Source organism: Streptosporangium sp. NPDC001559, assembly GCF_042893955.1.
GTDB lineage: Bacteria > Actinomycetota > Actinomycetes > Streptosporangiales > Streptosporangiaceae > Streptosporangium.
On sequence record NZ_JBIAVG010000001.1, the window covers coordinates 602,335 to 627,518 of the forward strand.

The 25,184-nt window shown below is 72.5% G+C and carries 21 protein-coding genes; 8 read left to right on the forward strand and 13 right to left on the reverse strand.

Annotation, left to right across the window (positions count from 1 at the left end; translation table 11 throughout):
• The first annotated feature begins 3 nt into the window (after positions 1–3).
• The 3 genes from ACFYY8_RS02695 to ACFYY8_RS02705 all read left to right on the forward strand — a co-directional run bounded on the left by ACFYY8_RS02695 (position 4) and on the right by ACFYY8_RS02705 (position 2,921).
• Positions 4–945, forward strand: a complete 942-nt coding sequence (locus tag ACFYY8_RS02695; protein WP_352010001.1) for an NYN domain-containing protein — start codon at positions 4–6, stop codon at positions 943–945.
• 75 nt (positions 946–1,020) lie between these two features.
• Positions 1,021–2,418 (forward strand): AlkA N-terminal domain-containing protein, encoded by a 1,398-nt coding sequence (locus ACFYY8_RS02700; protein WP_390036433.1) that lies wholly within the window; start codon positions 1,021–1,023, stop codon positions 2,416–2,418.
• Positions 2,415–2,921, forward strand: coding sequence for a methylated-DNA--[protein]-cysteine S-methyltransferase (locus tag ACFYY8_RS02705; protein ID WP_390036435.1), 507 nt, complete (start codon positions 2,415–2,417; stop codon positions 2,919–2,921). Before ACFYY8_RS02700 ends, ACFYY8_RS02705 begins: the two co-directional genes overlap by 4 nt.
• A 10-nt stretch (positions 2,922–2,931) precedes the next feature.
• On the opposite strand, the gene ACFYY8_RS02710 is transcribed toward ACFYY8_RS02705, so the two are convergent.
• The 12 genes from ACFYY8_RS02710 to ACFYY8_RS02765 form a co-directional block, all read right to left on the reverse strand.
• Positions 2,932–3,888 (reverse strand): hypothetical protein, encoded by a 957-nt coding sequence (locus ACFYY8_RS02710; protein WP_390036437.1) that lies wholly within the window; start codon positions 3,886–3,888, stop codon positions 2,932–2,934.
• Positions 3,885–4,565, reverse strand: a complete 681-nt coding sequence (locus ACFYY8_RS02715; RefSeq protein ID WP_390036439.1) for a hypothetical protein — start codon at positions 4,563–4,565, stop codon at positions 3,885–3,887. The genes ACFYY8_RS02710 and ACFYY8_RS02715 overlap by 4 nt, the downstream gene beginning before the upstream one ends.
• Positions 4,535–7,348, reverse strand: coding sequence for a hypothetical protein (locus ACFYY8_RS02720; RefSeq protein WP_390036441.1), 2,814 nt, complete (start codon positions 7,346–7,348; stop codon positions 4,535–4,537). The genes ACFYY8_RS02715 and ACFYY8_RS02720 overlap by 31 nt, the downstream gene beginning before the upstream one ends.
• Before the next feature lie 80 nt (positions 7,349–7,428).
• A complete protein-coding gene (locus ACFYY8_RS02725) occupies positions 7,429–7,830 on the reverse strand; it encodes a pilus assembly protein TadG-related protein (RefSeq protein ID WP_390036443.1) in 402 nt (133 codons plus the stop codon).
• A gap of 32 nt (positions 7,831–7,862) precedes the next feature.
• The gene (locus ACFYY8_RS02730; protein WP_390036445.1) at positions 7,863–8,270 is read right to left on the reverse strand and encodes a TadE/TadG family type IV pilus assembly protein; all 408 of its coding nucleotides are present in this window, start codon (positions 8,268–8,270) and stop codon (positions 7,863–7,865) included.
• On the reverse strand, positions 8,267–8,734 hold the full coding sequence (locus ACFYY8_RS02735) for a TadE/TadG family type IV pilus assembly protein (protein WP_390036447.1): 468 nt from the start codon (positions 8,732–8,734) through the stop codon (positions 8,267–8,269). The genes ACFYY8_RS02730 and ACFYY8_RS02735 overlap by 4 nt, the downstream gene beginning before the upstream one ends.
• Positions 8,709–8,978 carry a hypothetical protein gene (locus tag ACFYY8_RS02740; RefSeq protein ID WP_390036449.1) on the reverse strand — a complete coding sequence of 90 codons (270 nt, stop codon included), beginning with the start codon at positions 8,976–8,978 and terminating at the stop codon, positions 8,709–8,711. Before ACFYY8_RS02740 ends, ACFYY8_RS02735 begins: the two co-directional genes overlap by 26 nt.
• A gap of 1 nt (position 8,979) precedes the next feature.
• Positions 8,980–9,918, reverse strand: a complete 939-nt coding sequence (locus ACFYY8_RS02745; protein ID WP_390036451.1) for a type II secretion system F family protein — start codon at positions 9,916–9,918, stop codon at positions 8,980–8,982.
• Positions 9,908–10,810, reverse strand: coding sequence for a type II secretion system F family protein (locus tag ACFYY8_RS02750; RefSeq protein ID WP_390036453.1), 903 nt, complete (start codon positions 10,808–10,810; stop codon positions 9,908–9,910). Before ACFYY8_RS02750 ends, ACFYY8_RS02745 begins: the two co-directional genes overlap by 11 nt.
• The gene (locus ACFYY8_RS02755; RefSeq protein WP_390036455.1) at positions 10,807–12,108 is read right to left on the reverse strand and encodes a CpaF family protein; all 1,302 of its coding nucleotides are present in this window, start codon (positions 12,106–12,108) and stop codon (positions 10,807–10,809) included. Before ACFYY8_RS02755 ends, ACFYY8_RS02750 begins: the two co-directional genes overlap by 4 nt.
• Positions 12,105–12,860, reverse strand: coding sequence for a hypothetical protein (locus ACFYY8_RS02760; protein ID WP_386193602.1), 756 nt, complete (start codon positions 12,858–12,860; stop codon positions 12,105–12,107). Before ACFYY8_RS02760 ends, ACFYY8_RS02755 begins: the two co-directional genes overlap by 4 nt.
• A 1-nt stretch (position 12,861) precedes the next feature.
• A complete protein-coding gene (locus ACFYY8_RS02765; protein ID WP_352010015.1) occupies positions 12,862–13,560 on the reverse strand; it encodes a hypothetical protein in 699 nt (232 codons plus the stop codon).
• A 724-nt stretch (positions 13,561–14,284) separates the two neighbouring features.
• Here ACFYY8_RS02765 and ACFYY8_RS02770 point away from each other — a divergent pair.
• Positions 14,285–18,865, forward strand: a complete 4,581-nt coding sequence (locus ACFYY8_RS02770; protein ID WP_390036458.1) for an FtsK/SpoIIIE domain-containing protein — start codon at positions 14,285–14,287, stop codon at positions 18,863–18,865.
• A 64-nt stretch (positions 18,866–18,929) separates the two neighbouring features.
• Here the strand turns inward: ACFYY8_RS02770 and ACFYY8_RS02775 are convergent, their stop codons facing one another.
• Complete coding sequence (locus ACFYY8_RS02775; RefSeq protein WP_012888044.1) at positions 18,930–19,202, reverse strand: WXG100 family type VII secretion target; 273 nt, start codon at positions 19,200–19,202, stop codon at positions 18,930–18,932.
• A gap of 369 nt (positions 19,203–19,571) precedes the next feature.
• On the opposite strand from ACFYY8_RS02775, the gene ACFYY8_RS02780 reads away from it, so the two are divergent.
• The 4 genes from ACFYY8_RS02780 (at position 19,572) to ACFYY8_RS02795 (ending at position 25,159) form a co-directional block, all read left to right on the forward strand.
• Positions 19,572–21,347 carry a biotin carboxylase N-terminal domain-containing protein gene (locus tag ACFYY8_RS02780; RefSeq protein WP_390036460.1) on the forward strand — a complete coding sequence of 592 codons (1,776 nt, stop codon included), beginning with the start codon at positions 19,572–19,574 and terminating at the stop codon, positions 21,345–21,347.
• Positions 21,348–21,454: 107 nt separating this feature from the next.
• Entirely contained in the window at positions 21,455–22,813 is a 1,359-nt protein-coding gene (locus tag ACFYY8_RS02785; RefSeq protein WP_390036462.1) for a hypothetical protein, read from the forward strand.
• 250 nt (positions 22,814–23,063) lie between these two features.
• Positions 23,064–24,095, forward strand: coding sequence for a FecCD family ABC transporter permease (locus tag ACFYY8_RS02790; RefSeq protein WP_390036464.1), 1,032 nt, complete (start codon positions 23,064–23,066; stop codon positions 24,093–24,095).
• Positions 24,092–25,159, forward strand: a complete 1,068-nt coding sequence (locus ACFYY8_RS02795; protein WP_390036466.1) for a FecCD family ABC transporter permease — start codon at positions 24,092–24,094, stop codon at positions 25,157–25,159. Before ACFYY8_RS02790 ends, ACFYY8_RS02795 begins: the two co-directional genes overlap by 4 nt.
• The last annotated feature ends 25 nt before the right edge of the window (positions 25,160–25,184 follow it).

Here is a 25,184-nt window from a genome sequence, read left to right on the forward strand (position 1 = left end):
GAGATGACCATCCTGGACCTCACAACGCATCCCGTCGCCGCCAAGTACGCCGTCCTCGTGGACGTCGGCTACCTCTACGCGGCGGCGGGAGAGGTCCTCCTCGGCGCCAAGGAGCGCAAGGAGTACCGCGTCGCCGCCGACGAACTCATCCAGGCGCTGCAGAAGCACGCCGAGGCGCGCATCCACGGCGAACTGTTGCGGATCTACTGGTACGACGCCGCCAGAGACCGGGTGCCGACCGTCGACCAGCGCGTCATCGCCCAGCTCCCCTGGGTCAAGGTCCGGCTCGGCAACCTCAACGCCCGCGGCCAGCAGAAAGGCGTGGACGCCCAGATCAGGAGCGACCTGGAGGCCCTGGCCAGGCACCACGCGGTGAGCGACACCATCCTGCTGGCCGGGGACGAGGACATGGTCCCCGCCGTCGAGGCGGCCCAGGCCTACGGGGTGCGCATCCACCTGTGGGGCGTCGAGCCGCCCTACGGCACCAACCAGGCCGAGCGCCTGGTCTGGGAGTCCGACACCGTCGAGATCATCAGCGCCGACTTCCTGCGCTCCTTCTTCAGCCGCGCCCCCGCGCCCGTCCCCGTCCCGGTGCCCCCGGTGACGCCCTCCCCGGCCCAGGTCTTCGCCGGCCGTACCGCCGCCAAGCCGAAGGCCCCCGCCGGTCAGCCCGCCAAGCTCGGGCCGAGCCGCCCCCGGGTCGAGGACGTCGGCGAGCACGTGGCCCAGAAGTGGATCCTCACCCGGGGCCGCGACAACATCCGCGACCTGCTGCCCGGCCCGATCCTGCCCACGGTCATCGACACCGAGCTGCTCATCGAGGCCGAGAAGGAGCTGGGCCACTCCCTGCGCCCCTACCCCGAGGCCAGGGTCTGGCTGCGTGACGGCTTCTGGGCCAGGGTCTACCGCGAGTTCGAGATCGGGGTCGGCATCTCCTCCAAGTGATCTCCCCGCGGTGATCCACGGTCACGTCCGAATCCCGCCGGTCATCCCCTTTACGCTGCTCATATCGTGGGGGACATGTCCGTCGCAGAGCTTGACTTCGACTCCTGTTACCGCGCGGTGACCGCCAGGGACGCCCGGTTCGACGGGCGGTTCTACACAGCTGTCACCTCCACCCGCATCTACTGCAGGCCCATCTGCCCCGCCCGTACGCCCGCCTCGCGCAACGTGCGCTTCTACCGCCACGCCGCCTCCGCCGAGGCGGCCGGGTTCCGGCCGTGCAAGCGCTGCCGTCCCGAGCTCAGCCCCGGAGACCCCGGCTGGGACCACCGGGGCGACCTGATCGGCAGGGCGCTGCGGCTGATCGACGAGGGCGTGGCCGACGACGGCGGGATCGCCAGGCTGGCCGGTCGCCTGCACATCACCGAACGGCACCTGCACCGCCTGTTCACCACCGAGATCGGCGTCGGCCCGCTGGCCGTCGCCAGGACGAAACGCCTGCTGCTGGCCAAACAGCTGCTCACCGAGACCGGCCTGCCGATCACCGACGTGGCCTTCGCCTCCGGCTTCGGCAGCGTGCGCCAGTTCAACGCGACCATGAAGGAGACGTACGGCTTCACGCCCGGCGAGCTGCGGGCGACGGCCAGCGGGAACGGGGGCAGGGCCGTGGCCGACACCTCGCTGACGCTGCGGCTGCACCGGCGCGAGCCGTACGACTCGCGGACGCTGCTGCGGTTCCTGCGGGCCAGGGCGATCCCCGGCCTGGAGACCGTCGACGAGACCTCCTACAGCCGGGTGGTCCCCGGCGGAACCGTCAGCCTCACCCCGTTGCCCGGCCACGTGCGGCTCGACGTCGAACTCGACGACACCCGGGGGCTGGCCCGTGTCGTGGCACGCTGCCGCCGTCTGCTCGACCTCGACGCCGACCCGCAGGCCATCGCCGACGCGCTCGGGAGGACCTCCCTGGGGCCGCTGGTCACCGCCAATCCGGGCCTGCGGGTGCCCGGCGCGTGGGACGGCTTCGAGATCGCCGTGCGCGCCGTGGTCGGCCAGCAGATCTCCGTCGCGGGCGCCCGTACCCTGCTGGGCAGGATCGTCGCCCGCGCGGGCCACGAGGGCGTGCTGTTCCCGACCCCCGGCGAGCTGCTCGAAGCCGACCTCGAAGGACTCGGGCTGACCGGGCGGCGGGTCGCCACGCTCAGGGCGCTCGCCGTGTGCGTCGCCGAGGGCGAGGTCGACCTGGACGGCGCGCAGGAACCCGCCCAGGTCGTCTCCCGGCTACTGTCGCTGCCGGGCATCGGGCCGTGGACGGCGAGCTACGTGGCACTGCGGGCGCTGCGCGACCCGGACGCCTGGCCCGACGGCGACCTGGTGCTGCGCAGGACCATGGCGCGCCTGGACATCCCCGAAGATCACATCGAGCGGTGGCGGCCCTGGCGGGCCTACGCCGCGCTACACCTCTGGAGCGCCGCATGACCGTCGAGGCACAGGTCCTCCCCACCCCCATCGGCCCGCTGGCGTTGCTCGCGCGCGAGGGCGTCGTCGTGGCGGCCGGGTTCACCGCCGACCCCCAGGAGATGTTCGTACGGCTCCCGCCCGCCCTCAGGGCCCTCGACCTGGTCGTCACCGACGACCTGGGCCCACCCGCGCGAGCCGTACGGGACTATCTGGACGGCGACCTCAAGGCCCTCGACGGCGTCGAGGTGACGCAGCCCGGCACCCCGAAACGGCAGCGGCTGCTCGACGCCCTGCGGCAGGTCCCGCCCGGCGTCACCGTCAGCTACGCCGAGCTGGCCGAGCGGGCGGGGCTGCCCAGGACGGCCGCCAGGGCCGCGGGGGGCGCCTGCGCGCAGAACCTGATCGCCCCGTTCGTGCCGTGCCACCGCGTCCTGCCCTCGACCGGCGGCTTCGGCGGTTACTACTACGGCGTCCCGGTCAAGCGGTGGCTGCTCACCCACGAGGGCGCCCTCCTGCCCTGACCGGCCGGCCTCATTCGCCTCCCTTGACGACGCTCTGCACCTCGCCGACGGCCACGTCCCGGTCCGCGCTCACCTGGACCGGGGCGTAGTCGAAGTCGACCCCCGGCGCCGTGACGGGCCACACCGCGGTCACGGTCATCGTGTAGACCCCGCGCGGCTGGTCGGCCGAGGCCCGCCGGTAGGTCACCCCGCAGCTGAACGTGTCCTTCTCCCCCTTGCTGTACGGCTTGCCGCCCCCCTCGCAGTCCTGCTTGACGTCGGCGCGATCGCCCGTGGTGCCCGACTTGATCTGCAGGCTCCCGAGGGTGGCCGTGACCGTGGCGCTCATGACGCCGGGCAGCGTCGCGGTCACCGAGCGCGTCTTGGCGCCGGTGTCACCGAGCCAGACCCAGGTGGCCAGGTTGACGTAGCTCTTGACGTTCGGATTGACCTCGATCTTCGGCTTGGGCACGGTCAGCGCGGCCCTGGCGATGTCGGCCAGCTCCCTGACGGTGATCCCGGCGGGCGGGGTGGTGTTCGGCGGGACGAACACGTACGGTTCGAGCCCCGCCAGGCAGGACAGCGCGTTCGGGTCGGCCGCGTTGTAGGCGCGCGTCCACCAGTTCCCCTCCTTGCCGACCTTGTCCTTGAACTGCTTGAGGTCGTCCAGGTGCCTGCGCCACTCCGTCTCGGGGATCCACTCGGGCTTGCTCCCCTCCTGCTTCTTCAGCATGTCCTCGGCGTTTCCGCCAGGTTCGTACCAGCAGGGACGCTTGACCCGGTAGCCGTCGCTCTTGCCGCCCGTCCCGTTCCCGGACACCACGATCCGGGAGTCCTTCAGGACGACGCCGACCTTCTCGTTGTCCTCGCCCCCCTGGAAGCCCGTGGCGTTGGGACCTCCGCCCCCTCCGGGGGGCTCCGCGAAGGCGGCGGAGGGACTCGCGGAGGCGAGCAGGACCAGCCCCGCGACAGCCGTTCTCCCGATCATCGCAAACATCCCTTCACCCGTTCACTGGGAAGTTCCGTGTGCCGCAGCAGCGCGACCCGCCACACCCCGTCGTCGCCGAGCCGCATCCCGGCCGCCTGCAGGAAGGGCTGACGGGTCCACACGGGCTGGCGGGCGAGCGGCCTCCCGGTCGCCGTGTCGAGCAGACGCATGCCGGACTCGTCCATGCACGCCTCCATCTGCGCCCCCCTGCCGTCCACGGGGCCGACGGTCAGCGCGTAGACGCGGGCGGTGCCCCGTACCGAACGGCGTTGGTCGAGGAACTCCCCCACCCACGTACTCAGCTCGCCGACCGCGTCGCCGGTGACGACGTCGAGATAGCCGACGTCCTTGCCGCCGGTGACGACGGCCCTGAACGACCCTGCCAGGTGGTCGCGGAAGGCGGCGACCATCCCGGCGGTGTCCCGGTCGGGGGCGGCGGGCCACTCGACGACCAGCCGTACGCCGGGGGCCACCTCGACCGTCTCCGTCCGCGCCGTGGGGGTCACGACGGGCGCCCTTGAGAGGTCCGGCGTCGCGCTCACCCCACCGGCGTCGCCCTGCGGGACGAACCTGTCCGGCTCCGCCGTACAGCCCGCGAGCAGGACGCCGGCCGCCGCGGCCCCGGCCACCAGGGCCTTCGCCGTCCTCATGCGGACGGCGCCGAGCGCATCCGCCACGAGGGCAGCAGCTCGTCGATCAGGGCCTCGGTCTCCGGGGCCATCCCGCTCCCGCCCGGCTGGGCGGAGGCTCGCCTGTGCAGGGCCTCGACCACGGTCCGCAGCCGCGCCTGGTCTCCGGTGAGGTGGGTGGCCCGCAGCAGGTCACGCCAGAGCCCCTCGTCGTCGGCGGCGAGCAGCAGGCCCGCCCGCACCGCGGCGACGGCCCGTCCCCCGTCGCCCTCCTCGATCCGGATGTCGCAGAGCCGGTGCGCGGCGTCCGCGACGGCCGCCGTCACGTCGTACTCCAGGTCGTCGTCGGCCAGCCAGGCGTACCGGCCACGCGGGCGGCCGTTGAGCAACGGCCCGCGCACCAGGTTCAGCGCCCGTTCGAGCAGTACGGCGCGCACCCCGGAGTCGGTGTGGGAGCGGCGGACCAGGTCGCGGAAGACCATCCAGTCGGTCCGCACCTCGGGGCCGAGGCGGAACCTGCCCGCCTCGTCGGCGTAGAGGTTGGGGCGTCCCGCGCCGTCGGTGCCCAGCCAGTCGACGACCCTGGCGATGGTCGCGTCCCTGACCGCCGCCTGCACGCCGCGTGGCCACAGAACGCCGCCGAGCACGACCGGGTGGACGCCGCCAGGGTGGGTCGCGAGGTAGACGACGAGTTCCACCGCGAGCGTGGCCCGCCCCTCCTCCATCGGCGAGGGGCCCGCGATCTCCACGGGGCCGAGGACCCGCACCTCGACCGAGGCGTTCGCCGGGACGGGCTCCGGCCGGTCGCTCATCGGCTCACCGTCGAGCCGTCCCGCGGTCTCGAACAGGTCGATCAGGGCACGGTAGTGGCGGCGGGGCAGCAGCTGGGCGTCCACCTCGAAGCCGAGCGCGTCCACCTTCGCCCTGCCGTCCTCGGTGACCTCCCAGTTCCAGGTGGCGTGCGGGACCTTCCCCGCCACGACGTACCCGGCCGCGGTCCTGACGCCCTTCCTGGCGAGTACGGCCAGCCGGTGCCCCTCCTCCTCGTTCGGCACGAGCGCGGAGAGCACGTAGTGCGGCGGCCAGATCGGCTCCGCGGCCCGCCCCTGGATCCTGCCGGTCAGCACGTCCCCGCCCTGGCCGCGTTCCGCGGCCCTGGCCTCAAGCTCGGGCAGCAGTTCGGCGAGGGTCGCGACGTGCCTGATCCGGTCGGGGGCGATCACGGTCAGCTCCTCGCCGAACCCGACGAGCGTGACGGTCATCAGGTCCGACCAGCGGTTGGTCGCCAGCTCGACGGCGAGCGCGGCCAGGGCCTCGGTGCTACGCGGGCCGTCGAGGCTGATCAGGCCGTGCGCCGCCTCCAGATCGACGAGCACGCGCCCCTCGCCGTTCGACCCGAGCGAGACCAGTCCGGGGTACGGCGCGGGCGCCTCGGACAGCGTCCGTTCGTCGAGCATCCTGCCCTCGTGTGCGGGCAGCTTCCACACCTGGCCGCCGTCGTGGGCGCTCCAGGGCGCGGGCGCCTCGGCGACGGGCGGGTGGATCCACAGGTCGAGGCTCTGCGCCGACAGGTGGGCGGCGTAGATGGTGGGCGGGATCCGCTTCTGCGCGGCCAGGGAGCGGCCGAGCAGCCGCAGCCCGATGTCCAGCATCCGGCTGCCCGGGGCGTCGGCGCCCAGCCTGAGCGCCACCTCCGCCTTGGCCGCGTCGTCCTTGGGCCTGGCGATCCTGCGCCCGAACGCCCTGTGCCACAGCTGCTGTCTGCGCCTGCGGCCCAGGGCCGCCAGCAGCCCGGCCGCCGCGAGCGAGGCCCCGGCCAGGTAGTCGAGCAGCTCCAGCCCCTGCTGCTGCCCCTGGTTCCGGCCCTGGTCCTGGCTCTGGCCCTGGTCCTTGGTCCTGTACGGCTCCCGCCTGCCGCTGTCCGCGCTCTCCTCACGGGAGTCGGCGGGCCTGCGGGCCTCGCCCCTGTTCTCCCCGCCGCCCGCCTCCTCGCGGGCCTCGCCCGGCAGGTCCGAGCCTCCCTTGGCCGAGATGTCCTGGGTGTGGCCGTCGAGTTCCGCGGGCTTGCCCGGGTGGTCCTCAAGGGTCTCCCCGCGCGGCTGGGAGGCCGGGACGATGTGCACGTTCCTGGCGTCGTCCGGCATGTCGAGCACCCAACCCGGCCTGATGAGGTCGGCCATGTGCAGGCGGCTGCCGTCGGGCTGCTCCTTGTGCTGGTTGAGCCGGTAGATCTCCGGATAACGCCGCCCGTCGCCGAGGCACTTCTCCGCGATCTCCCACAGGCTCTCGTGGTGACGCCCGTGCGGCGGCTGCACCACGTAGACCTTCCTGGCCTTCTCGACGTGCACCAACGGCGCCCGTTCCTCCGGCTCCGGGGTGGTGACCGAGGCGGCCGCGGACACGGGGCGGGCGGCGGGCGTCGCCGTGGGCCTGACGATCGGCACGACGACCGCGGAGACGGTGAACAGCAGCAGGACCGCGGAGACCAGCCGGTTGGCCAGCATCTGGGTGCCGCCGGAGAAGGGCACCCTGGCGGGCATGCCGACCCGGCGCAGCCCGGCGTAGACCTCGACGATCACGCAGACGGTCAGCTGCAGCCAGGCCAGCCAGACCAGCAGCACGAGGATGGCCACGATCATGCTCGTACCGACCTGGCTGGTCAGCAGGTTCAGGTGGAGCAGCTCGGGCGACAACGGCGGCCCGGCCAGCCTCAGCAGCGCGTAGGGAACCCCGCCGACCAGTGCGACCAGCACGACCAGCGCGCCGAGACCGGCGGCCAGGTCGCCCGCCGTACGTCTCGGTCGGATGCGCGTTGGCTGTCGCGTGGGCATGCGTCTCCCTTCGTGTCCAGGTTCTTCGTCCTCAGCCGGCTCCGCCAGCCGTTCGACTCAATCGGTACGGCCCGCACCCGTCACCCGTCGTCCCCCATGTCGGGTCCCGCGGTGGCCGAGGCCTCCATGTCGGAGCCGGGGAAGCCGAGCGCGGCCAGGAAGAACGACGTCCAGGCCGCGGAGACCCGGACCGTGACCTCGCCCTGCCCGCCGCCGACCGAGCACTCGCCGAGGCGGACGTCGGAGCCCGCGTAGCCGGAGACGATCTCCTTCGCCTTCGCGCAGACCTCGTCCTCGCCCAGCAGCCGGGCCTGACCGGTCTCCCTGAGGTACTCGACGTCGATCTTGTCGGCGGCGGCCCTGGCCGCCTGCTCGGCGATGTCCGCGGCCCGCAGCCTGGCGTTGATGGCTCCCCCGCCGTCCACGAGGAGCCCGGCCAGCATGAAGACCATCACCGAGAAGATCACTGTGAAGACCGACATCGACCCCCGGTCTCCGGGTCGGCGGGCAGAGGTCACTTCTCCACCCTCCGGAGCTGCTCAAGCGGGGCCACCGCGTCCCCCCGCATGTCCTTGGCCGCGCCGAAGCCGAGGAAGTCCAGGTCGAGTGAGCAGGTCACCGTCACCTTGACCTGGCCGCCCGCCTTCCAGTCCGTGCCTGCGAGGCTGACGTCCGGTTCGCACTGCCCGGACAGGGACCCCTTGGCGGCCTCGTCCGCCGCGCTCTCCGCGTCGGAACGGGTGCGTTCGACGGAGGCCGCCCGCGCGGCGTCCCTGGCGGCGCCGTTCACCTCGCCCTGGGCCTCGACGATCCGTCCGGCGCCCACCAGGAACAGCAGGAACAGCAGGAAGACCGGCGCGAGGAGCACGGCCTCCGCCGACAGCGACCCCCGCTCGGGGTCCCTGTCCGCTCTCCTGGTCACTCCTGACACCCCTCACCGCCGTCGTCGGGCCGGAAGCACTCGACGGGGCCGCCGAAGCGCGAGGTGATGGTGAGGCTCGTCGAGGGCAGCAGCGGGACGACCTGGACCGCGGTCGCGGTGATCTCGACCCCCCGCTGGTCGCCCTCCTCCCAGGTCGTCACCTTCGCACCGTCGAGAAGCTTGGGGCCGATGGCCTTGAGCACCTCCTCGGCCTTGGAGGTGGCGTCGTCCTGCCAGGAGTCGGAGTCGATCCTGGCCAGCCGTGACCCCTCCCGCGCCGCGGCGTCGGCCACCTGGCGGCCGTGGAACCACAGGGCGAACTGCACGACGAGCAGCACGACGGCCAGCACGACCGGCATGATCATCGCGAGTTCGACGACGGAGGCGCCGCGCTCGCCGTCCCGTCCGCGCACGCGCCGGGAGCGGCGCGCGGGCGCCTCAGCCGTTGCCGCCAACCGGGCCACCTCCGCCGTCGGTGCCGCCGCCCCCGCCACCGCCACCGCCGCCGAACTGGTCGGAGATCTCCCCCTGCCTGCCCTCGACGAGGCTCCTGATGAGGGTGGCCAGACCGAGGGCGACCCCGGCGATGATGGCGGTGATGATGACCCACTCGACCGCTGAGGCGCCCCTGCTCGGAGCGTTGCGCGCCCGGTCGATCCGTACGCTCAGAAAGGTCGTCGCGTAGACGATCCACGGATGGTTCAGCATGTCAGGACCCCAACATCTTCATCGCTGCCGGAAAACTCAGGAAGATCACAAAGCCGGCGCAGAGCAGGAGCTGCGCGACGAGCATCGACTGGGAACGCTCACCCGCCTGTCCCTCGATCTCGGCGAGTTCCCGCCGCCGCAGGGTCGCGGCGCGCGCGGTCAGCGACGAGCGGACCTTGGCGCCGTCGTCGGCTACCAGCCCGAGGGCGGCGGACAGGTCGCGCAGCTCGTCCACGTTGATCTCGTCGCCGAGCTGTCCGAGGGCCTGCCACGGGGTGATGCCGACGATCCTGGCGTTGCCGAGCGCCTCACGGATGCGGGCCATCGCCCAGTTGGCCTCCTCCTCGTCCCCGGCGGGCGCGCCGACGGAGACGGCCATCAGCAGCGCCTCCGGCACGCCCCGGCCGCCCGCGAGGTTCATCGCGACCAGGTCGAGGAAGGCGCCGACGACGTGCCGGAAGTCGCGGCGCATCCGCGCGGCGTCCCGTTTGACCTGGAGGTCGGGCAGGACGAAGAACACCCCGGAGACCGCGAGGGCGACCCACAGCGGCATCGTGATCGAGGCGTCCCAGCTCATCAGCACCAGCCAACCGGCCAGCAGGGGGAAGGCCAGCAGCCCGGAGACGGCCAGCAGCACCTTGGTGGCCAGGAACGCCTCGAACGACCTGCCGAGCAGGGCCAGGTCGGCCTTGGCCGAGCGCGCCTGCCAGCCCCTGGCCGCGTACAGGCGGGCCAGCCGTACGCCGAGTTCCCTGCGCAGGGCGCTGACGTCCTCGTCCGGCAGGATGAGCCTGGCCCTGGGCGCCTGGGTGCCCTCCCTGGCCGCGTCGAGGGCCAGCAGCCTGGTCACCAGTCCCGGTCTGGCCGGGAACAGCGCCCGCATCAGCAGGAACAGGCCGAGGCCGAACACGCCCCCGGCGAACAGCGCGTCAGTCGGCATCGCGCGCCTCGCCTCCCACGGCCCCTCCGGTGGGCAGGCCAAGCAGTCTGGCGGGCTTGTCGAAGCGGGCCAGGCGCCGCATCCAGGCGAAGCCCGCACCGAAGAACGCGGCCACGACCACGAGCACGGCCTGCCCGAGGGCGCTGTCGTACTCGGCGACGTAGGAGGGGTTGAACACCACGAGCGCCACGGCGAAGGCGATGGCCGTACCGACCACGATCTGCACGCTGCGCCGGGTCGAGCGGCGCTCGGCCTCGACGCGGCGGCGCATGTCCAGCTCCTCGCGGGCCGAGACGGCCAGCGCGCCGAGCACGTCGCGCAGGCCGGGGCCGCGCAGCTTCGAGTTGAGGATGAGCGCGGCCACGACGAGGTCGGCCGAGGGGTCGTCCAGCTCGTCGGCGAACAGCCTGAGCGCGTCCTGCAGCGGCATCCTGGTGTGCAGCCGGTCGACCAGCGAGAGCAGGTGCGGGCGCAGGGTCGGCGCGGCGGCCCTGATCGACGACGGGATCGCCTGTTCCAGGCCCGCCGCCCCGGCGATGGTGTCACGGAGCGACTCGGTCCAGGCGGCCAGGCCCTCAAGGCGCCGCATCGCCGTACGTTCCTCGGCCGCGCCTCCCGCCAGACCCCGCCACCCGAGCGCGAGCAGTACGGCCCCGGCCGCCATGACCGGCCATCCGGTCACCACGAGCACCAGGACGCCCACGATCGCGCCGATCGCCGAGCGGGTGGACAGGGCCTTGAGAAGCTCGCGTCTTCCCGCCTTCCTGCCCGGGGTCGCGGGCCGGGGGCGCAGGCCGTACAGGGCCAGGCCGAGCAGGAACAGCCCGGCGCCGAGTGCCGCGCCCGCGAGCATGACCAGCGGGTCGAACAGGCCGGGGGGAAGGCCGTTCACGCCCAGCCTCCGGGGTCGTAGCCGTGGTGGGCCAGCTCCTCCATGCAGGACAGGGGGGCGTTCGGCAGGACCCGGCCGTCGGGGGCCGTGGCGAAGACCTCGGAGGAGAGCACCCGCCCGTCGACGCCCGCCACCTCGCGCACGCTGGAGACGAAGCGGCGCAGCCTGCCGCCCTTGGCGTAGTCGTTGCGCTTCTCGATGAAGACCACGAAGTCGATCGCGCCCGCGATGAGCATGTGGGTCGCCTCGATCGGCAGGCGCTCGGCGGCCTGGAGGGCGTAGGTGGCGATGCGGTTGAAGACCTCCATCGAGGAGTTGGCGTGGATGGTGGACAGGGACCCGTCGTTGCCCTGGGTCATCGCGTTGAGCATGGTGACGATCTCGTCGCCGAGGACCTCTCCGACGATCACCCGGGAGGGGTTCATGCGCAGCGAGCGGCGCACCAGCTCGGCCATCGAGATCTCGCCCTGGCCCTCGGAGTTGGGCAGCCGCTGCTCGAAGGCGACCACGTTCGGGTGCAGCTCGGCGAACTGGTCGAGGCCGAGTTCGAGGGCGCGCTCGACGGTGATGAGGCGTTCGTGGGGCGGGATCTCGTTGGCCAGGGCTCGCAGCAGGGTCGTCTTGCCCGCGTTGGTCGAGCCGGAGATCATGATGTTCTTCCTGGCCGCGACGGCCGCGGCGAGGAAACGGCCGATCTCCGGGGTCACGGTGCCGTTGCCGACCAGGTCGCTGAGGAAGACCTTGCCCAGGCGGGAGCGGCGGATGGAGACGGCGGGGCGGACCGTCACGTCCATCACCGCGGAAAGCCGGGACCCGTCGGGCAGGCGCAGGTCGAGCTGGGGGTTGGCGGTGTCGAACGGCCTGCTGGACAGGCCGCTGTAGGCGGCGAGGACCTGGATCAGCTCGATGAGCTCCTCGTCGGAGTCGGCGACCGGCTCCCTCATGAGCTCCTGGCCGTCGGCGTAGCCGACGAAGACCCGGTCGCAGCCGTTGATGTCGATGTTCTCGACGTCGGGGTCGTCGAGCAGCGGCTGCAGGCGGCCGACGCCGAACAGCGCGGCGTGGATTCCGCCGGCGAGGGCCTCCTCCTCCTCGGCGGTCGGCGGGGTACGGCCGACGCCGATCTCCCCGCGGGCGAACTCCTCAAGCACCTGGGCGATCAGCGCGCGGGCGAACTGGCGTTCGTCCTCGCCGCTCATCGGCGGCAGGCCGCTGGCCTGGTCGAGGCGGCGCTGGTGGGCCAGCCGGTCGCCGACCTCCTGCCGGAAGCGCTTCACCAGGGTGTGGTCTATGGTCACAGGACGTGCTCCGGGGCGCGGATCTGGGCGGCGAGGCGTCCGGCCAGCTCACGGGCGGTGCGGATCAGCAGCGAGCGGTCGAGGCGCCCGCCCCACTGGCCGCGCAGCAGCTCGGCGCCCTTGGGGTCGTGCGCGATGCCGGTGACGAAGGCGACCTGTCTGCCGGTCGCCGTGACGATCCGGCGGACGTCGTCGATCGTCGTGCGGTACTGGCGGGGATCGGCGATCACCACGACCGCGACCTGCACCGAGGAGGGCAGCACCTGGAGGCGTTCGCGCAGGTGGGCGACGTGGTCGAGGCTCGCCCTGGTGAACAGCACCACCAGGGCCGCCTCCGTGACCAGCTCGGTCATCTCGGGGTGACCGCCCAGGCGCCCGCAGTCGGCCAGCACGTCGGCGCCGGGCAGCGCGGCGAACGCGCGGCCGAGCGGCCCCCACAGCCAGGTGAGGCCCGCGGCCTGTTCGCCGTGGGTCAGCCCGGCCAGCACGTCGAGCCCGCCGACGATCCGCTGGGTGTGCTCGTGGATCTGCTCGGGCTGCAGTCCCCTGCGGGCCGTGGCCCCCAGGGTGAGCAGGCCCCTGCCCGGGTTGAGCACGCCGCCGTCCTGCGCGGGCAGGCGGTAGGCCAGGTCTCCTCCCGCCGGGTCGCACTCGGCGAGCAGGACCGAACGAGGCCAGACCGCGCCGAGCGCGGTGGCCGCCGTGGTGACCCCGGGCGCCCCCTTGTCGGCCGCCAGCACGATGAGCGCCATCTCAGCGGGCTCCGGGGAGCTCGACCACCGCGACCTCGCCGCTTGAGGCGTAGGTGCTGATCAGGGGCGCGTCCTTGACGTCGACCACGATCGCCAGCGGACCGGCCGGGGTTCCCCTGCTGGTCGCGGTCATCCGGTGGACGAGCGCGCTCTGCGCCAGGACCCGGCTCTGTGTGCCGTCGCCGCCCCGGCCCGGCACGTAGATCACCTGGACCCGGTCGCCCTCGTCGAGGGTGATGGGCAGCTGGCCGGGTTTGAGCGACAGGCCGACGATGGCCTTGCCCGGCCCGAGCTCCCCGCTCGCCGAGGCGACCATCCTGGGGGTCAGCAGGGTGCCCGGCAGGAGGGTGACGCTGGCGAAGTCGTGGGCGACCTGGGCGCTCTGCGACCACGGAACGTAGTCGATGCCGGTGTCGGCGATCTGCACCTCCTGCATGGAGGTGACGAGCATCTGCTGCCCGGCGCCGATCTGCTTGACGATCCGGATCGCGGAGACCCGGTCTCCGCTGCGCAGCACCAGGAGGGTGGTGGCGAGCGCGCCGCCCAGGATGAGTAACAGGGCGAGGGCCGCGAGCGCGGGTTTGCGCTCACGCGGGGACACGGGGAGTTTGCGCGACGCCGGGCCGGAAAGCCCTGGTTGCGCGCCCGGCCGCTCGGCGTTCGCCGGGGGGCGGCCGCCCGGCTTCTCACTGGTCCTCATGGGTAGGGGGACTCCCAGAGTCTTCGCAAATGGGACTACTGCTCGAATTTACGCCATTATGCGCACCGCACCGATGAACAGGCAGACAAAATCCAGGTCCCATGCTCGTTTGATAGGAACAGGTCTGTCAACGTCGATCCCAAGGATACTGACGGTTCGGTGAGATGACAGGAGACTTATCGGGGTGATAAGGGCATCTGATTAATCTCGTGCGGCATCCGCCCCGGCGTTTAGGGGGCTCATTCGGCGGGAAAGACCCGCACCCTTCACCATCCGGCCGGAAGGCCGTTCACCGTGTGTCATCCTTGCGTCATGGCTTGCGTCATGGCGAAGTGGCCCGGGTGCGCCGCCACGGCCCCACCCCGGATGCGGTTCCCCCTCAGGAAAACGGATCACCCGTGTCACCGCGAAACCACATACGCGAAGACGGCGTCTCCCGTTGCCCGCCGTCCGCGCCCCGTCGCCACGACCTCCCAGGTCAGGCCGTACGGCGAGGCGGCGGCCTGAGTTTTCCACAGCCCCACCCGGCCATTCCCGTGCGCGGCCCGATGAGCGAACGCCCATTTAAAACGGCACGACCGGCCACTGTCATCAGGCGGTTTTCCACAGGCCGCCACGTTTTCCACATACCGCTCCACAACCCATGGCATTGCCGCAAACCACTCCTTCGCGACAAGTGCCACTCTGTACCGTGGACCGGGGCTCCGACCCGAGGAGAGCGTCGATGCGGATCATGCTCACCGTGCTCAGCGAGCACGCCGACCGCGATGTCGTGGTCGAGGGCGACGACACGACCACGGTCGCCAGGCTCGCCGAGGCGCTCGCCGGCCAGGGCGGTGAGCGGCCGAGCAACGTGGTACGGCTGACCCGCAGCAAGGCCCCCTACGGCCTGGACCGCGACACCGGGTCACAACCCCCGCCCATGTGGCTCGACGGCCGCCTCCTCGAACCGTCCGCGCCCGCCCTCGGCCTGCTCCGCGACGGCGACCTCGTCACCCTCGAACGCGACCTGGCCGCCGCGACGCTCGCCGAGGAACCGGGCGGCGTCGTGGAGATCCGGGTCGTCGGCGGGCCCGCCGCCGGGTCCGTGCACCGCCTCAGTCTGGGCGTCCACACCATCGGCTCCGGCCCGGCCTGCGCGGTCTCCGTCGCCGACCCCATGCTGCCCCCCAGGGCCGCCGTCGTACGGCTCACGCCCGAGGCCATCACCGTCGAGGCGGGGGAAGGCGCCACGCCGAGACTCGACCGGGAACCGCTCGAAGGCCCGGCGCCCTGGCGGGAGCACGCCGTACTGACCTGTGGCGCGAGCGTGCTGACCCTCAGGGCCGTCGAGCCCCCGGACGCGCACCTGGACGCCCAGCCCGACGGCGGCCTCGCCTACAACCGGCCGCCCAGGCTGCGCACCCCGCCGAACACACGGCGCTTCGAGGTCCCCGCGGAGCCGAAACGCGCCGAGACCATGCGGCTGCAGCTGCTGACCGCCTTCCTGCCCGCCGCGCTCGGCGTGGTCATGGCCTGGACCCTGCACGTCTGGTACTTCCTGCTGATGGCGCTGATGACGCCGTTGATCATGATCGGCCAGTGGTGGAGCGACCGGCGGCACGGCCGCAAGCAGTACCGCCAGCGGATGAAGGAGTACAGGAAGCGCCTGAAGGACTTCGAGGCGGACGTCGAGCGCGCCCGCGCCGACGACGAGGCGGAGCGCCGTACCGCCGCGCCGGACCCGGCCGAGGTGCTGCTCACCGCGACCGGGCCGAGACGGCGGCTGTGGGAGCGCCGTGACCACGACCAGGACGCGCTCAGGCTGCGGGTCGGGCTCGCCGACCTGCCCGCCGCCCTGGAGTTCACCCCGGAGCGCTCCGCCCCCGCCGACTCCGTGCTCCCCGACCCGCCCGACTGTCACGCGGTGCCCGTGGCCCTGGCCATGCGCCGTCTCGGCGTCGCCGGCCTGACCGGGCACAGACCGGCCGTCACGGGGCTGGCCAGGTGGCTGGTCGGCCAGGCGGCCGCCCTGCACAGTCCCCGCGACCTGGCGATCGTGGTGCTGTCGGCGCACCGCGACGGGGAGGAGAACTGGAACTGGGTGCGCTGGCTGCCGCACTGCGCCCCGCGCGGCGGCGAGGACTGCGTCGCGCTGGTCGGCGCCGACCCCGAGGCCGCCGCCCGCAGGGTGACCGAGCTGACCGCGTTGATCGAGGGGCGCCAGGGCGAGGAGGAGGGGTCCGCGGCCAAACTCGGCCGCATCGCCTCCGGATGGGGCGACGGCGCCCCGGGAGGCGCCGACGTGACGCCCGTGTACGACGAGCGGCCCTACGACGTGCTGGTCGTCCTGGACGGCGCCCAGGTCCTGCGCGCCCTGCCCGGCATGCCGCAGGTCCTGCGCCAGGGCCCCAGGGCGGGCGTCTACACCCTGGCCCTCGACGACGACCAGCGGCTGCTGCCCGAAGAGTGCGCCACCGTGGCGGACGTGGCCGGGGACGGCACCGTACGGCTGCGCGGAGGCGGCCTGGACGGGCTCGGCGAGATCCTGGCCGACCAGGTCTCCTCCTCCTGGTGCGACCGGCTGGCCCGTTCCCTGGCCCCGGTGCGCGATGTCAGCCGTGACGAGGCCGCCCTGGCCCTGCCCGGCTCCGCCAGGCTGCTCGACCTGCTCGACCTGCCCTCGGTCTCCGGCGCCGTCCTCGCCGAGCGCTGGGGCCGTACGACACGGGCGGTGATCGGCGCGGGCCCCGACGGCGTCTTCTCCGTCGACCTGCGCACCGACGGGCCGCACGCGCTCATCGCGGGAACGACCGGCGCGGGCAAGTCGGAGCTGCTGCAGACCCTGATCTGCTCCCTCGCGGTGGCCAACCGCCCCGACGAGATGACGTTCGTGCTGATCGACTACAAGGGCGGGGCCGCCTTCAAGGAGTGCGTACGGCTGCCGCACACGGTCGGCATGGTCAGCGATCTCGACGGCCACCTCACCCAGCGGGCGCTGGCCTCCCTGGCCGCCGAGATCCGCCGCCGCGAACGGTTGCTGCTGGCCGCCGGGGCCAAGGACATCGAGGACTACCACGAACTGCGTGACGCGCAGCGGGCCCGCGCCTCACGGGACCTGATGGTGGCCGGGGCGGGCTCGGCGGTCAGGCAGCTGCCCCTGCGCACCGACCCGCTGGCGGCGCTGCCCCGCCTGGTGCTGGTCATCGACGAGTTCGCGGCCATGGTCAGCGAGCTGCCCGACTTCATGACCGGCCTGGTGGACATCGCCAGGCGGGGCCGTTCGCTGGGCATCCACCTGATCCTGGCCACCCAGCGGCCCGGCGGCGTGGTCACCGCCGACATCCAGGCCAACACCTCACTGCGCATCGCGCTGCGGGTGACGGAGGCCGCGGAGTCCTCCGACGTCATCGACAGGCCGGACGCCGCGCACATCTCCAAGGCGACCCCGGGACGGTGCTACGTGAAGTCGGGCGTCGGCACGCCCACGGCGGTGCAGACCGCGCGGATCGGCGGACGCGGGCCCGGCGCGCAGAGCGAGGTGCGGGCCAGGGTGACGGAGGTCGGCTGGCGGGCGCTCGGGCAACCGCTCACGCCGCCGGAGACGGCCGCGGAGAACGCCGCGGTCACCGACCTGTCCGTGCTGGTCGACGCCCTGGTCGAGGCCGCCCGGGTCGCCGGTGTCCCCCGGCAGCCGAGTCCCTGGCTGCCGCCGCTCGACGACCTGCTGGTGGCCCCCGGGGTCACCGTGGCCCCCGGGGACGCGCCGCCGTACCGGGCGGGGGTCCAGGAGGTGCCGCCGCTGGCCTTCGGGACGACCGACCTGCCGTGGGCGCAGGCCCGCAGACCGCTGGCGCTCAACCTGGCCGCCGGGGGGCACCTGCTCCTGGCGGGCGCCTCCCGCAGCGGACGTTCGACCGCGCTGCGCACACTCGCCGGGGCGATCGCCGCCGGGGCCTCCCCCGAGGACGTGCACCTGCACGCGATCGACTGCGGTTCCGGGGCACTGCTGCCGCTGATGGCCCTGCCGCACTGCGGCGCCGTGGTGACCCGCGACCAGCTCGACCGGGTCGAGCGGCTGCTGACCCGGCTGCGCGCCGAGGTCGGACGGCGTCAGCAGTTGCTGGCCGAGGCGGGCTACGCGTCGCTGGCCGAGCTGCGCGCCGCCGCGACCGGGCCCAGGCTGCCGTGGATGGTGCTGATGCTCGACCGGTGGGAGGGGTTCGTCGCCGCGTTCGAGGGCTACGACTACGGGCGGCTGATCGAGTCGGCGATGCAGCTGCTCAGGGAGGGACCCGCGGTCGGGCTGCGCGCCGTGGTGACCGGGGACAGGTCGGTGCTGCTCGGGCAGATCTCCACGGTCTTCGAGGACCGGCTGATCCTGCGCCTGGCCGACCCCTCCGACTACGGTCTGGCCGGGCTGCCGGTGAAGGACCTGCCCGCCGCGCTGGCCCCCGGCAGGGCGCTGGCCACCGGGGAGCACGGGATCGTCGAGAGCCAGATCGCGCTGCTGTGCGACGATCCCTCCGGACCCGCCCAGGTCGCCGCGTTGCAGGCGCTGTCCAGGGAGGTGCCCGGCCGCTTCGGCGCCTCCCCCGGTACGGCCGAGCCGGGGCGGTGGCCGTGGGACGGCGAGCCGCCGCTGCGGGTCGACGCGCTGCCGATGCGGATCACCTCGGCGCAGGCGCTGGAGCTGGTGCCCTCCTTCGAGCCGCCCTCCCCGCTGTGGGCGCTGTTCGGCGTCGGCGGTGACTCGCTGACACCGCTCGGCGTCGACCTGCTCGCCCAGGGACCCGGCGCGGTCGTCGCCGGGCCGTCCCGTTCCGGGCGTTCCTCGGCGCTGCTGACCGCCGCCCGTTCCCTGCTGGACAGGGGGACGCCCGTGGTGGTGGTCACCCCCAGGCGCAGCCCGCTCAGCACGCTGGCCGGGCAGGAGGGGGTGCTGGCCGTACTCGGCGCGGACGGCGACCTCGACAGGGCCGTCGCGGGGCACGAGCGGTACGTGGCGATCGTGGACGACGCGGAGCTGGTCTCCCCCGACTCACCCCTGGGCATGTCCCTTGAGCAGGTGTTGCGCACCGGCCGCGACAGCGAGCACGGCCTCATCATCGGCGGTACGACGGGTGACCTGACCACCGCCTACCGGGGTTTCGTCGCCGAGGCCAGGAAGGCCCGCACCGGTCTGCTGCTCTCGGTGCAGAGCCCCGCGGACGGCGACCTGTTCACCATCCGGCTCCCCCGCGGCGCGGTCGGCGGCCCGCCGGGAAGGGGACTGCTGGTGACGCTGGGCACGGCCACCGCCGTCCAGACGGCCCTGCCCGGCTGAGGTACGGCGGGGCAACGAAAACGCCGCCCCGGTCTCACGAGACCGGGGCGGCGTGGCGGCCGAGTCAGCGCGTGGCGGACTCGATGTTGCCGCGGTAGGTGTTGATCACGCGGGATGCCTCGGCGAGCTCCTCGGACATGCGCTGGAAGGCGGCACGGTAGTTCTGCCAGGCCTCGGTGAAACGCTGGGCACCCGGGCCGGTCCAGGCGGTGCCGACCTTTCCCGCCTCACGGTCCAGAGCCGCCATCGTGGCCCTCACCTGGTCGGCCTGCTGGGTGAACTGGGTGGCCATCTGCTGCATTTCCGCGGGATTGCCACCAAGCAAGTTCTGGCTCATGCCAGCACTCCTTCTGGATCGGTGTCGGGGGCTCACCAAACGACATCACGATAGGTGAGTGGATCACGGAGATACTCGGATTATGCCGAGCGGCTATGGATCTTCCCATACCCACGGACCGGATAACGCGTCATTCGCCGTAAGTCACATGTCATACCGGGAATCGTCATCCGAGAGGCGCCATGTGCCGGCGGCCGTGCCCACTCCGGCGCACGGGGATCATCACCAATACGGCCATCCAAAAACAACCCATGACATATCCCAATCCCGGCGGGCGGGACCCCGCTCTTCCCAGGCTCCGTACGGCGCCTAAACTCCGTTGGAGGCCCGCCAGCCCCCCGTTCGCACGTGATGAAGGGAACCATGTCGGTGCAGAAGGTCTTGGTCGCCAACCGTGGCGAGATCGCCGTACGGATCATCCGCGCCTGCAGGGACGCGGGCCTGGCCAGCGTCGCGGTCTACGCCGAGCAGGACCTGGACGCCCTGCACGTCCAGCTCGCCGACGAGGCCCACTCGCTGGGCGGCCAGTCCCCCGCCGAGACCTACCTCGACATCGCCAAACTGCTCGCGGTCGCCGAGACCAGCGGCGCCGACGGGGTCCACCCCGGGTACGGCTTCCTGGCGGAGAACGCGGCCTTCGCCCAGGCGGTGATCGACGCCGGGCTGACCTGGATCGGGCCGCCCCCCTCCGCGATCGTCGCCCTCGGCGACAAGGTGCAGGCCAGGCACATCGCGCAGAAGGTGGGGGCGCCGCTGGTCGCCGGGACCGCCGAGCCGGTCTCCGGGTCCGAGGAGGTGGTGGCCTTCGCCGCCGAGCACGGCCTGCCGATCGCGATCAAGGCCGCCTTCGGCGGTGGCGGCCGGGGCCTGAAGGTCGCCAGGACCCTTGAGGAGATCCCCGAGCTGTACGACAGCGCGGTGCGGGAGGCGGTCGCGGCCTTCGGCCGGGGCGAGTGCTTCGTCGAGCGTTACCTCGACCGGCCCCGGCACGTGGAGACTCAGTGCCTGGCCGACACGCACGGCAACGTGGTGGTGGTCTCCACCCGTGACTGCTCGTTGCAGCGCAGGCACCAGAAGCTCGTCGAGGAGGCCCCGGCGCCGTTCCTGACCGACGAGCAGATGGAGCTGCTGTACTCCTCCTCCAAGGCCATCCTGCGGGAGGCCGGCTACGTCGGGGCGGGCACCTGCGAGTTCCTCGTCGGCCAGGACGGCACGATCTCCTTCCTGGAGGTCAACACCCGGCTGCAGGTCGAGCACCCGGTCAGCGAGGAGGTCACCGGGCTCGACCTGGTCTCCGAGATGCTGCGGATCGCCGAGGGGCAGCCGCTCGGCTACGACGACCCGCGGGTGAGCGGGCACAGCATCGAGTTCCGGATCAACGCCGAGGACGCGGGACGGGGCTTCCTGCCCGCGCCGGGCACGATCACCGCGGTGCGCTGGCCCTCCGGGCCGGGCGTGCGGGTCGACGCCGGATACGAGGCGGGGATGACCGTCCCCGGCGCGTTCGACTCACTGGTGGCCAAGGTCATCGTGACCGGGGCCGACCGGGGACGGGCACTGGCCCGGGCCAGGCGGGCGCTCGCCGAGCTGCGCCTTGAGGGAATGCCGACGGTGGCCGAGTTCCACCGGGTCGTGGTCGAGGAGGAGGCCTTCACCGCGCCGGACGGGGCGTCGTCGTTCGCGGTGCACACCCGCTGGATCGAGACCGAGTTCGTCAACCCGGTGCAGCCGTACGCCGGGCCGGTCGCCGAGCCGGGGGCCGCCGAGCGCGAGCGGGTCACGGTCGAGGTCGGCGGCAAGCGGCTTGAGGTCGTCCTGCCCGCCGGGCTGGTCGGCGGTTCTGGCGCGGGCGCGACGGCCCAGGGCGGTGCCGGGGGCAGGCGCGCGAGCAGGCGCCAGGGCGCCGGGCGTGCCGCGGCGGTGAGCGGGGACGGATTGGTCAGCCCGATGCAGGGCACGATCGTGAAGGTCGCGGTCGCCGACGGGGACGTGGTCGCGGCCGGGGACGTGGTCGTGGTCCTGGAGGCGATGAAGATGGAGCAGCCGCTGACCGCGCACCGGGCCGGAGTCGTCGCCGGGCTGAACGCGGCGGTCGGGCAGACCGTCACGGCGGGTGCCGCCATCTGTGACATTCGTGACAACTGACCCCTCCTCCTCCCGGGTGACGCGTCCAGGTTTGGAAAGGATTACGGTCAGGGGGGAACTCTGACGTCCACTCGCTCGTCTTCCAGGGCGAAGGAGGGCTTTCTGCCGTGACCACCAAGCAAACAGCGTCAGGTCGCCTCGGTGCCGCGATCATCGCGTTGCTCGCCGGGCTGCTGACCATTTTCATGATCGCCCCGGCGGCGAACGCCGCGGCGCCCGACCCGAGCACGATCGCGTCCGGCCTGAAGGACGGCGACCACTTCTACGCCGACCCCGCGGCGGGCATCCCCACCGACGCCGCGGACGCCATGAGCAGCGCCGCCGAGCAGACCTCGACGGTCTACGTGGCGCTGCTGCCCTCCGGCTCGATCACCAGCCAGTCCCAGGCGAAGACTCTGCTGACGTCTCTGCGCAAGGACGTCGGAGGCAAGGCGACCATCCTGGTCATGAACGGCAAGCAGCCGTTCGGTGTCTCCAACGTCAAGGGCATCGACGTGGACGAGCTGCTCCGCAGGGCCGCCACGACCCAGAACCCGACGGACAACATCGTCAACTTCGTGAAGCTGGCCGACGACGCGGCCACCGGTGCCGGGCTGGGCTCCAGCTCCTCCCGCTCCTCCGGGGGTTCCTCGGGCGGCGTGCTGATCGGCATCCTGGTGCTGGCCGTCGCGGGCGGTCTGGGCATCTTCTTCTACTCCCGCAAGAAGAAGCGGCAGCGCGAGGCCCGTGAGGCCGCCGAGCTGGCCGCCGTCAAGCAGACCGTGGACGAGGACGTCACCAAGTTCGGTGAGGAGATCACCGACCTGGACACCGACGTCAAGCTGCTGGGCAACGGCTCCGATCACCTGCAGGACTGGCAGCGCGCCCTTGACTCCTACGAGCGGGCCAAGATGGAGCTCGCGGCGGTCAACCGCCCCGACGAGCTCCGTGGCGTGACCACCGCGCTTGAGGAGGGCCGCTACGCCCTGGCCTGCGTGAAGGCGCGCGTGAACAACCAGCCGCTCCCCGAGCGGCGCTCGCCGTGCTTCTTCAACCCGCAGCACGGCCCCTCGGTCCGTGACGTCCGCTGGGCCCCGCCCGGCGGCGCGGTGCGCGACGTGCCCGCCTGCGCGGCCGACGCCGAGGCCATCGAGCGTGGCTTCGAGCCGCAGACCCGCCAGGTCATGGTGGACGGCCACTACCGTCCCTACTACGACGCGGGCCCGGCCTACCAGCCCTACGCCTACGGCTACTACGGCGGCTTCGGCGACGTCATGAGCGCGATGCTCGTCGGCACGATGATGGGCAGCATGCTGGGCGGCGGCTGGGGTCACAGCGGTTACGGCGCGGGCTACGAGCAGGGCCTGGCCGACGGCGGTGGCGGCAGTGACTTCGGCGGCGGCGGAGGCGACTTCGGCGGCGGCGGCTGGGGTGACTTCGGCGGCGGCGACTTCGGCGGTGGTGACTTCGGTGGCGGCGACTGGTAGTCACCGCTGACGGATCCGGCGGCCACCGCGGTCACCGGCTGAGAGCCCTCACCGGCCAGAGATCAGGACGGGCGCGTTCCCTCGGGGACGCGCCCGTCGTCGTTCGCGCGGGCGCACGCCGTACGGCCCGGCCGGCCGAGGTGTTCCGGTTCGCGGGCCACCGGCCGTCTCTCCTGCGGACCGGAGGGATTCCCCGGCGAACCAAAGGGATAACGTACGTCGAATGAGTGCGTCTGTGGTGAAACGTCCCATGTCTGCGGCCACGGGGGTCCGTCGGCGACGGCAAGGGGTGGGCCTGGGCACGCTCGTGGTCGTTCTTCTGCTCGTGGGGACGGTTTCGCTGGCCGTCGGCACCCGCGCGTTGAGTCCCGCGGAAGTGTGGCACGGACTGTTCACGGCCCCGGGTTCCGACCGGCGGCTCACCGAGATAACGCTCATCGTGCAGACCGTGCGGATACCCAGGACCGTGCTGGCGATCGTGGCCGGAGTCGCCCTGGGGGTCGGCGGGGCGTTGATCCAGGGATACACGCGCAACCCGATCGCCGACACGGGACTGCTGGGGGTGAACTCCGGCGCCTCGTTCGCCGTCGTTGCGGTGATCACCCTGTTCGGGATCAGCAATCCGTACCAGTACGTCTGGTTCGCCTTCCTGGGGGCGGGGATCGCCGGAGCCGTCGTGTTCGGGCTGGCGAGTCTCGGCCGGGGAGCGGGCAGTCCGCTGACGCTCGCGCTGACCGGTCAGGGAGTCGCGGTGTTCCTGGCCGCGATGACCACGGCGGTCGCGCTGACGGACCAGGCCTCGCTGAACGCGCTGCGCTTCTGGAACGCGGGCTCGGTGTCCGGTGTCGGATTCGACGTCATCTGGCCACTGACCGCGTTCGTCGTGGCCGGGCTGGCCCTGGCGGCGGTCACGCTGCCCGCCGTCAACCTGCTCAGCCTGGGAAACGACGTGGCACGAGGGCTCGGGGTGAACGTCACGCTGAGCCGGACGGTCGGCATCGTCGCCATCACCCTGCTGGCGGGCGCGACGACGGCGGCGTGCGGCCCCATCGCGTTCCTCGGCCTCATGGTGGCCCACGTGGCCCGGTATCTCATCGGACCGGACTATCGCTGGCTGGTGCCGTGCGCGGGCCTGCTCGGCGCCCTTGTCCTGCTGGTCTGCGACATCGTGGGGCGCGTGGTGGCACGGCCCGGCGAGTTGCAGGCCGGTATCGTCGTCGCCCTCGTCGGCGCCCCGTTCTTCGCGGCGCTGGTGTGGCGTGGAAAGTTCAAGACGGCATGAACGAGACAACGACGAAGCGATCGTCGGCACCGGGCGTGCGGCTCGGCCCCGTGTCGTTCGTGTGGCGGCCCTGGATGGTGCTCGTCACCCTGCTGCTGACGGCGGCCGCCTTCGTGGCGTTCTGCCTGTCCATCGGCGTCGGAGACTTCCCCATCGGCCTGCGCCAGGTGGTCGCCACCCTCCTCGGCCGAGGGGAGCAGGTCGACGAGTTCGTGATCATGGACCTTCGGATGCCCCGCGCCCTGGCCGGGCTCGTCGTGGGGATCGCGCTGGGGGTGTCCGGGGCGATCACGCAGTCCATCGCGCGCAACCCGCTGGCCAGCCCCGACGTCCTGGGGATCACCGGAGGCGCGAGCGCGGTCACGGTGACCCTGGTGACGGTTTCGGGCGGGGCCGCCGCGACGATCGCCGGTTCCGTCGGCCTGTCCGCCGCGGCGCTCGCCGGTGGGCTCGGCACCGGTCTGCTGGTGTACCTCCTGGCGTGGCGACGTGGGATCAACGGTCTCCGGCTCATCCTCATCGGCATCTCGGTGAGCGCCGTGATGGAGGCCGTCACGACCTGGCTGCTGGTCACGGCCGACATCAGGGATGTGGCGCGGGCCCAGGCGTGGCTGGTCGGCTCGCTGAACGACCGGTCGTGGGCAGAGGTCCGGGTGGCGCTGTGGGGCACGCTCGCCCTCATGGCCGTCGTGGTGTGCGTCGCCCCCCACCTCAGGGCGCTGCAACTGGACGACGACGTCGTGACGGGCCTGGGCGTCCGGCACTCGACGGTGCGGGCGATCCTGCTGCTGTGCGCGGTGTCGCTGGCGGGCATGGCGGTGAGCGCCGCGGGCCCGGTCCCGTTCGTCGCGCTGGTGGCGCCGCAGGTGGCGATGCGCCTGGTCCGGTACCCGGCGCCGCCGCTCGTGGCCTCCGGGCTGACGGGCGCGCTGCTGTTGATCTGCGCGGACCTGGCGGCGCGTACGGTGCTGCCGATCTCCCTTCCGGTCGGCGTGGTCACCGCCGCGATCGGCGGCCCCTTCCTCGTCTACCTGCTGGTGCGGGCGAACCTCAGGGCCCGGTGACCGGCCAACAGGGTGAGGTTAGGCT

Excerpts from the sequence above, each read along its gene's own strand:
- ACFYY8_RS02720 (WP_390036441.1), bottom strand. The coding sequence starts at position 7,348 with ATGCCCACGCGACAGCCAACGCGCATCCGACCGAGACGTACGGCGGGC.
- ACFYY8_RS02710 (WP_390036437.1), bottom strand. The coding sequence starts at position 3,888 with ATGATCGGGAGAACGGCTGTCGCGGGGCTGGTCCTGCTCGCCTCCGCG.
- ACFYY8_RS02765 (WP_352010015.1), bottom strand. The coding sequence starts at position 13,560 with ATGAGGACCAGTGAGAAGCCGGGCGGCCGCCCCCCGGCGAACGCCGAG.
- ACFYY8_RS02745 (WP_390036451.1), bottom strand. The coding sequence starts at position 9,918 with ATGCCGACTGACGCGCTGTTCGCCGGGGGCGTGTTCGGCCTCGGCCTG.
- ACFYY8_RS02695 (WP_352010001.1), top strand. The coding sequence starts at position 4 with ATGACCATCCTGGACCTCACAACGCATCCCGTCGCCGCCAAGTACGCC.
- ACFYY8_RS02740 (WP_390036449.1), bottom strand. The coding sequence starts at position 8,978 with ATGCTGAACCATCCGTGGATCGTCTACGCGACGACCTTTCTGAGCGTA.
- ACFYY8_RS02760 (WP_386193602.1), bottom strand. The coding sequence starts at position 12,860 with ATGGCGCTCATCGTGCTGGCGGCCGACAAGGGGGCGCCCGGGGTCACC.
- ACFYY8_RS02790 (WP_390036464.1), top strand. The coding sequence starts at position 23,064 with ATGTCTGCGGCCACGGGGGTCCGTCGGCGACGGCAAGGGGTGGGCCTG.
- ACFYY8_RS02705 (WP_390036435.1), top strand. The coding sequence starts at position 2,415 with ATGACCGTCGAGGCACAGGTCCTCCCCACCCCCATCGGCCCGCTGGCG.
- ACFYY8_RS02700 (WP_390036433.1), top strand. The coding sequence starts at position 1,021 with ATGTCCGTCGCAGAGCTTGACTTCGACTCCTGTTACCGCGCGGTGACC.
- ACFYY8_RS02725 (WP_390036443.1), bottom strand. The coding sequence starts at position 7,830 with ATGTCGGTCTTCACAGTGATCTTCTCGGTGATGGTCTTCATGCTGGCC.
- ACFYY8_RS02795 (WP_390036466.1), top strand. The coding sequence starts at position 24,092 with ATGAACGAGACAACGACGAAGCGATCGTCGGCACCGGGCGTGCGGCTC.
- ACFYY8_RS02775 (WP_012888044.1), bottom strand. The coding sequence starts at position 19,202 with ATGAGCCAGAACTTGCTTGGTGGCAATCCCGCGGAAATGCAGCAGATG.
- ACFYY8_RS02770 (WP_390036458.1), top strand. The coding sequence starts at position 14,285 with ATGCGGATCATGCTCACCGTGCTCAGCGAGCACGCCGACCGCGATGTC.